The organism is Pseudomonas sp. Sample_16 (assembly GCF_004307665.1).
Lineage (GTDB): Bacteria > Pseudomonadota > Gammaproteobacteria > Pseudomonadales > Pseudomonadaceae > Aquipseudomonas.
This window is the reverse complement of the sequence record NZ_RCOB01000055.1, coordinates 28,355-33,059: the sequence shown is the minus strand read 5'-3', so window position 1 is coordinate 33,059 and position 4,705 is coordinate 28,355. Positions and strand designations below refer to the sequence as shown.

Here is a 4,705-nt window from a genome sequence, read left to right as displayed (position 1 = left end):
CTGCCGAACAGCAAAGCGCCGTGGCCGAAGAGATCAGCCGCAGCATCATCAACGTGCGCGACGTCTCCGAACAAACCGCTGCGGCCAGCGATGAAACCGCCGCCTCCAGTGTTGAACTGGCACGATTGGGCAATCAATTGCAGGCGATGGTGAGCCACTTCCGCGTTTGACGCCGGGTCAGCGCTGAATCAAAGATCCATTCGCGAGCAAGCTCGCTCCCACAGGTTCAGTGAGCAACCTGTGGGAGCGAGCTTGCTCGCGATGGGGATCTATCTGTCACTGAACATTTTCAAACACTGATCGCATTGGTAAACACCAACCGATTGCCAAACGGATCGGTCACGGTCATGTCCTGGCTGCCCCAGGGCATGGCCTGGATGTGAGGGCGGGCGAAGGTGTATTCCTTGGCCAGCAGTTGTTGCTGGAAGGTTTCCAGTTCATCGGTTTCGATGCGCAGGGCCGAGCCCGGTGTCGCGTCGCCGTGGTGTTCGGACAGGTGCAATACGCATTCGCCGCGGGAGACTTGCAGGTACAGCGGGAAGTTGGCTTCAAAGCGGTGTTGCCAGTCGATCTTGAATCCGAGGAAGTCGACGTAGAACTCAACTGCCTTGATTTCATCGAAGATCCGCAGGATCGGGGTGGTTTTGCCGAAGCTCATCGAGTTGCTCCCAGACAGAAATAGCCCACAGTGTAGCCGGGCTGTACGTCAGCAATTCGGCTTGTTGAAGGCATTCTTTAATCTCAATGTGCCATCACTGTGACGCACTGCTCGAATTGCCTTTAAAACCCGTCGCGCAAGTCTCCTTCACGTGCCAAAAACCGCCCCTCCCGACGCCCGTTCGCCTGGCCGTCCCGGTAACTCAGAACACCATTGATCCACACCCCTTCAATGCCTTCGGCTGCGCGTTGCGGATCATTGAAATCTGCCACATCGCGAATGGTCGCCGGGTCGAACAGCACCAGGTCCGCCCAGTGGCCCTGACGAATCTCGCCGCGCGCCTTCAGGCCGAATCGCGCCGCCGACAGCCCGGTCATTTTGTGCACGGCAGTGTGCAGCGGGAACAGGCCTACGTCGCGACTGAAATGGCCGAGCACCCGCGGGAACGCTCCCCACAAACGAGGATGCGGGAACGGGTCTTCCGGCAAGCCGTCGGAGCCGACCATCGACAGCGGATGGGCGAGAATTCTGCGCACGTCGGCCTCGTCCATTCCGTAATACACCGCACCTGCCGGTTGCAGTTGGCGGGCGGCATCGTGCAACGACAGGTTCCATTGCGCGGCGATGTCGATCAAGTCCCGCCCGCCCATTTCCGGATGAGGCGTCGACCAGGTAATGGTGATGCGATGGGCATCGGTAACTTGCTTGAGATCCAGCGTCGAAGAGCTCGCGGCATAGGGATAGCAATCGCAACCCACTGGATGGGTTTTGGCGGCCTGTTCGAGTGACGCCAACAGTTGCGGACTGCGACCCCAATTACCCGCCCCTGCACATTTGAGATGGGAAATGATCACCGGCGATTTCGCGTGGCGGCCGATTTGGAACGCCTCATCCATGGCTTCCAGCACCGGTTCGAACTCGCTGCGCAAATGGGTGGTGTAGACCGCACCGAACGCCGTCAGCTCTTCGGTCAATTGCATGACTTCGTCGGTGGAAGCCGAGAAGGCGCTGGCGTAGGCCAGGCCGGTGGACAAACCCAACGCACCAGCTTGCAGGCTCTCGCGAAGCTGCTCGCGCATCGCGGCGATTTCTTCGGGCGTTGCCGTGCGAAACAGGTCATCAAGGTGATTGCTGCGCAACGCGGTATGCCCGACCAATGCCGCGACGTTCAACGTGGTGTTCGCCGCTTCGACCGCCGCGCGGTAGTCGCGGAATGTGGGATAGACAAACGCAGCCGCGCTGCCGAGCAGGTTCATCGGGTCCGGTGGATCAGCGCGCAAACTCACCGGCGAGGCGCTGATCCCGCAGTTGCCGACGATCACCGTGGTCACGCCCTGGCTGAGCTTGGGCAACATCTGCGGTTGGCGGATCACCACCGTGTCATCGTGGGTATGCACGTCAATGAAACCCGGCGCCAGCACCTTTGCCGCCGCGTCGATCTCTTCACGGGCGCGGGCGTCATGCAAGTCGCCGATGCGCTCGATGCGCCCGTTCAGGATCGCCACGTCAGCCGGGTAACCGGGGCTGTTGCTGCCGTCGATGACCAGGGCATTGCGGATCAGCGTGTCGTACATCATGTCAGTCTCCCAGCGGCAGGTGATCGTCGCCGCCGCGGTAATCGTCCAGGGCGAGTTTGATCCGCCGCAGACGTTCTTGATTGTCTTGAGGGTTGGCCAGTGCGAGTTCGGTGGCAAGCACATCAATGGCCAGCAGCATGCCGTAGCGTGCCGCCGTGGGCTTATAGATGAATGAAGTTTCGGCGCTTTGCAGCGGCAGGACGATGTCCGCCAATTGTGCCAACGGCGAATCGCTGCGGGTGATGGCCAGGATGCGAGCGCCGTAGTTGCGTGCCAGTTCTACCGTTTCTACCAGCTCCGGGGTGATCCCCGTCAGAGAGCAGACGATAAGCACATGGTCGGGGCTCAGGCTGGCCGCGGTGACGCGCATCATCACCGCGTCGTGGCACACCGCAATCGGGTAACCGAGGCGCACCAGGCGCACTTGCAGTTCATCGCTGCACAAGGTCGAGCAGCCGCCCATGCCGAACGCGTGAATCATCCGCGCCTTGCCCAGCAGTTTGACGGCATCGGTAAAACGCGACTCGTCAAAGGCTGCCAGGTGCTGGCGCAAGGTCGATTCGATATCACCGACGATCTGTCCGTAAAACGCCGACTGATCCGGTGTGCCCGCCGGGGCGAGAAACCGGCTGCCGACGCCGTTGGCCTGGGCCAGTTGCAAGCGCAGGTCACGCAGGTCCTTGCAGCCGACCGTGCGGGCAAACCGCGACAAGGTGGCGGTGCTCACCTCCGCCCGCTGCGCCAGCTCATCGAGACTGGCGGACGCGGCGAACCCTACGTCGTCGAGCATCAGCCGGGCGATGCGGCCTTCGCCGGCACTGAAGGAGTCCTGACGGGCGCGGATCTGGTAGAGGATGTCCATGACGGGCGACTCCGGTTAAATCAGGTAAGAAAGGCCAACGGTCAGACCAAAAGCGACGAGCGAGATCAATGTCTCAAGCACGGTCCAGGTCTTGAAGGTCTGGGTGACGGTCATGTTGAAGTATTCCTTGATCAACCAGAAGCCACCGTCGTTGACGTGGGAAAAAATCACCGAACCCGCGCCGGTGGCCAGCACCAGCAACTCCGGATGCGGATAACCCAGGCCGATAGCCACCGGCGCCACCACGCCCGAGGCAGTGGTCATGGCCACGGTGGCGGAGCCGGTGGCGATGCGCATCAATGCGGCGAACAACCAGCCCATCAACAGCGGGGACAAATGGAATTCATGGGCCAGGCCGACGATCTGGTCGGTGACGCCGGCGTCCACCAGAATCCGGTTCAGGCCGCCACCGGCACCCACCAGCAGGGTAATGCTGGCGGTCGGCGCCAAACATTCGTTGGTGAACTTGAGGATCGATTCGCGGTTGAACCCTTGGGCCAGACCGAGGGTCCAGAAGCTCAACAAAGTCGCCAGCAACAGCGCGATCACCGAGTTGCCGATGAACAGCAGGAACTGGTTGAAACCCGTACCCGGCGTGGAAATCAGGTTGGCCCAGCCGCCGATCAGCATCAACACCACCGGCAACAGAATGGTCGCCATGGTGACGCCGAAACCCGGCAGGCTGTCGCGCGGTTCGCGTTCGAGGAACTGGCGCTCCAGCGGGTTCTCCGCCGGCAGCTGGATGCGCGGCACAATGAATTTGGCGTACAGGGGACCTGCGATGATCGCCGTCGGAATGCCGATCGCAATCGCGTAGAGCAAGGTCTGCCCCACCGACGCCTGATACACCTGCACCGCCAGCATCGCCGCCGGGTGCGGCGGCACCAGCGCGTGGACCACCGAGAGCCCGGCCACCATCGGCAAGCCGACCATCAGGATCGACACGCCGACCCGTCGCGCTACGGTGAATGCAATCGGCACCAGCAACACAAAACCGACTTCGAAGAACAGCGGCAATCCCACCAGGAACGCGATGCAAACCATTGCCCAGTGCGCGTTCTTCTCGCCAAAACGGTCGATCAAGGTCCGCGCCACCTGCTCGGCGCCGCCGGACTCGGCCATCATCTTGCCGAGCATCGTACCCAGCGCTACCACCAGCGCGATGTGCCCCAGGGTCTTGCCGACGCCGGCCTCATAGGCCCCCACCACACCCGACGGCGGCATGCCTGCCACCAGCGCGAGGCCGATGGAAATCAGGGTGATGACAATGAACGGATTGAGCCGGTAACGGGCGATCAGAACGATCAAAGCAATGATGGCGATGGCGGCATACACCAGCAGCCAATAGCCGAAGGACAGGGTCATGCGCTACTCCTCGAGAGGGTCACGTCGAAATATTTGTGAAACTCATAAAACATTTCGAGGCGCGATTATCAAACGAGGTGAAATTAACTTTCGTGAAGAGGTAAGAAGTGTCGCTCACGGATATGTCGTGTCGCGAATAATGAAAATCGGGCAGTTGGATTTTCATGACCCGGCTGATCGTTCCCACACTCTGCGTGGGAATGCAGCCCGGGACGCTCTGCGTCCACTGCGAAGCCGAACGCG

General features: G+C 61.1%; 5 protein-coding genes. All 5 read right to left on the bottom strand.

Annotated elements, in window-relative coordinates:
- Window positions 1-289: 289 nt before the first annotated feature.
- Window positions 290-658 carry a glyoxalase superfamily protein gene (locus D8U69_RS08065; RefSeq protein WP_056854924.1) on the bottom strand — a complete coding sequence of 123 codons (369 nt, stop codon included), beginning with the start codon at window positions 656-658 and terminating at the stop codon, window positions 290-292.
- Window positions 659-780: 122 nt separating this feature from the next.
- Window positions 781-2,235, bottom strand: coding sequence for a D-aminoacylase (locus D8U69_RS08060; protein WP_130907072.1), 1,455 nt, complete (start codon window positions 2,233-2,235; stop codon window positions 781-783).
- A 1-nt stretch (window position 2,236) separates the two neighbouring features.
- Complete coding sequence (locus D8U69_RS08055) at window positions 2,237-3,097, bottom strand: MurR/RpiR family transcriptional regulator (protein ID WP_130907071.1); 861 nt, start codon at window positions 3,095-3,097, stop codon at window positions 2,237-2,239.
- Between the two features lie 15 nt (window positions 3,098-3,112).
- Entirely contained in the window at window positions 3,113-4,462 is a 1,350-nt protein-coding gene (locus D8U69_RS08050) for a gluconate:H+ symporter (protein ID WP_130907070.1), read from the bottom strand.
- Between the two features lie 19 nt (window positions 4,463-4,481).
- Window positions 4,482-4,705: hypothetical protein (locus D8U69_RS29590; RefSeq protein ID WP_206663064.1), on the bottom strand; the 224-nt coding region annotated here is incomplete at its 5' end.

Bases quoted from the DNA above. Each gene is read 5' to 3' on its own strand.
- D8U69_RS08065 (WP_056854924.1), bottom strand. From the start codon at position 658: ATGAGCTTCGGCAAAACCACCCCGATCCTGCGGATCTTCGATGAAATC.
- D8U69_RS08060 (WP_130907072.1), bottom strand. From the start codon at position 2,235: ATGATGTACGACACGCTGATCCGCAATGCCCTGGTCATCGACGGCAGC.
- D8U69_RS08055 (WP_130907071.1), bottom strand. From the start codon at position 3,097: ATGGACATCCTCTACCAGATCCGCGCCCGTCAGGACTCCTTCAGTGCC.
- D8U69_RS08050 (WP_130907070.1), bottom strand. From the start codon at position 4,462: ATGACCCTGTCCTTCGGCTATTGGCTGCTGGTGTATGCCGCCATCGCC.